Annotated in this window: 2 protein-coding genes and 1 pseudogene; all 3 read left to right on the top strand. The window is 71.5% G+C overall.

The window, feature by feature from the left end; all coding sequences use genetic code 11:
- The coding region (locus G6017_RS04395; protein ID WP_182616123.1) for an SUMF1/EgtB/PvdO family nonheme iron enzyme at positions 1-735 on the top strand (735 nt) is incomplete at its 5' end.
- Positions 732-1,736, top strand: coding sequence for an L-histidine N(alpha)-methyltransferase (gene egtD, locus G6017_RS04390; protein ID WP_182616121.1), 1,005 nt, complete (start codon positions 732-734; stop codon positions 1,734-1,736). The genes G6017_RS04395 and egtD, both read left to right, overlap by 4 nt.
- A gap of 113 nt (positions 1,737-1,849) precedes the next feature.
- Positions 1,850-2,201: pseudogene (locus tag G6017_RS04385) on the top strand (HNH endonuclease signature motif containing protein); the annotation flags it as partial.

Raw genomic sequence — 2,201 nt, 5'->3', positions numbered from 1 at the left:
TCCCACGACGATCTGCCCTCCGGCGGCTCCTCCTACGACGGCTTCTCCTACGACAACGAGCGCCCGCGTCACCGGGTGTGGATCCCCGGCGGACAGGTGGCGACCCGCCAGGTCACGGTGGCCGACTGGAAGGAGTTCATGGCCGACGGAGGGTACGCCCGCCCCGAGCTGTGGCTCTCCGACGGGTGGGCCGCCGTGCAGGACGAGGGCTGGGACGCACCCGGGTACTGGAGGCGCGAGGACGGTGCCGGCGGGAGCGCGTCCGCGGGCACCGCCGGGGCGCCCGCCGCCGACGGCGAGTGGACCACCTTCACCCTCTCGGGTCGCCGTCCGGTCGTGGACGCCGAACCCGTGTGCCACGTGTCCTTCTACGAGGCCGACGCGTACGCCCGGTGGGCCGGGGCCCGCCTGCCCACCGAGTTCGAGTGGGAGGTCGCCACCGCCGGCTGGGAGATCCGCGACGAGCTCGACCCCGACCGCTGCCACCCGCAACCCGCCACGGATCGGACGATCGGCGGCGTCTGGGAATGGACCGCCAGCGCCTACCTGCCCTACCCGGGGTTCGTCACCGAGGAGGGCGCCGCCGGCGAGTACAACGGCAAGTTCATGTCCGACCAGCACGTCCTACGTGGTGGCAGCGCACTCACCCCGGCGGGCCACACGCGACCCACCTACCGGAACTTCTTCCCCGCCTCATCCCGGTGGGCGGCGACGGGACTGAGGCTCGCCCGATGACCGACACCGAGAACCCGACCACGACGACTACGACGACGACCACCACGACGACGACGGAGTCCACCGACCCCGACGCCGCCGCGCTGGAGTCGGACCTGCTCGAAGGCTTCTTCTCCGACCCGCCCACCCTGCCCCCGCGCTGGTTCTACGACGAGAAGGGCAGCCTGCTGTTCGACCAGATCACCCGCGTGGCGGAGTACTACCCCACCCGGGCCGAGGCCGAGATCCTGCGGTCCCGGGCCGGCGACATCGTGGGCGCGGCCTCGACGGTGGTCGAGCTCGGGGCCGGGACCTGCGAGAAGACCCGGGTGCTGCTCGACGTCTTGGCGGCCGGGAGCGCGGATGCGGGATTCGTGCCCCTGGACATCAGCACCGAGATGCTCTTCGAGACCGCCCGCGCGCTCGAGCAGGAGTATCCGGGTCTGCGGATCGACCCGGTCATCGGCGACATCACCGCTCTCGACGGCCCCCTGCCGGGTGAGCCGGGCGGACGGCTGGTGCTGTTCCTCGGCGGCACCGTCGGCAACTTCAGCGAGTCGCAGCGCGCCGGGTTCTTCCGCATGATGCGCGGCATCATGGCCCCGGGTGACCGGTTAGCCGTGGGATTCGACCTGGTCAAGAGTCCGGAACGGTTGGTCGCGGCCTACGACGACGCCGCCGGGGTCACCGCCGAGTTCAACCTCAACATGCTCGACGTGATCGCGCGGACCGTCGAGTGCACGGGCCTCGACCGCCGCGACTTCCGGCACGAGGCCGTGTGGAACGCCCGGGAGAGCCGGATCGAGATGTGGCTGCGTGCGGTGCGCGAGGTGCGGATCGACTTCCCGACGCTCGGGCGGGGGCGCACGCTGTCCGCCGGTGACGGGATCCGCACCGAGATCGCCCGGAAGTTCGAGCCCCACGCGCTCGTCGAGGAGCTCGCGGGGCACGGCTTCAGCGGTCAGGCGGTGTGGACCGATGCGGTCGGCGATTTCGGGCTGGCCCTCGTCGTCGTCGACTAGGAGTTCCGACCCGGCGGTTCCTCGCCGGCACCGACCATCTCTCGCGAATTCTGGACCGGCGGTCCCTCGTCGACTCCCGTTCGGTGTCGTACGTGTGTTCTATACTTCGAGCCATGGAACAGGGAGTGTGGGACGCGCCGGAGCAGGGGTCGGAGACGGCTCCGCTGTCTGACGTTCTCGCGTTCCTCGAGGCCTCCGTGGAAAGCCTCTGCCAGGTCGACTGGTCGGATCATGACGCGGACGTGCTGGTCGACGCCGTGGGACGCGCCGAGATCGTGGCCCGCCGGCTGGAGGCCGCCGGAGCGCGCGCCACTGCCGAACTGGCGGGCCTGCACAGACAGAAGGGTCGTTCCGCCGGGGGAGTCGCCGCGATGCTGGCGGAGAAGCTTGGCCTGGCCAGAGGCGTCGTACACGGGCGGATCGAGGCGGGCGGGAGGCAGGCCACCCCGGCCGGGCGGGCGGCCG

It is taken from the genome of Dietzia sp. B44, assembly GCF_014145245.1.
Lineage (GTDB): Bacteria > Actinomycetota > Actinomycetes > Mycobacteriales > Mycobacteriaceae > Dietzia > Dietzia natronolimnaea.
This window is presented reverse-complemented; position numbering and strand designations above follow the sequence as displayed.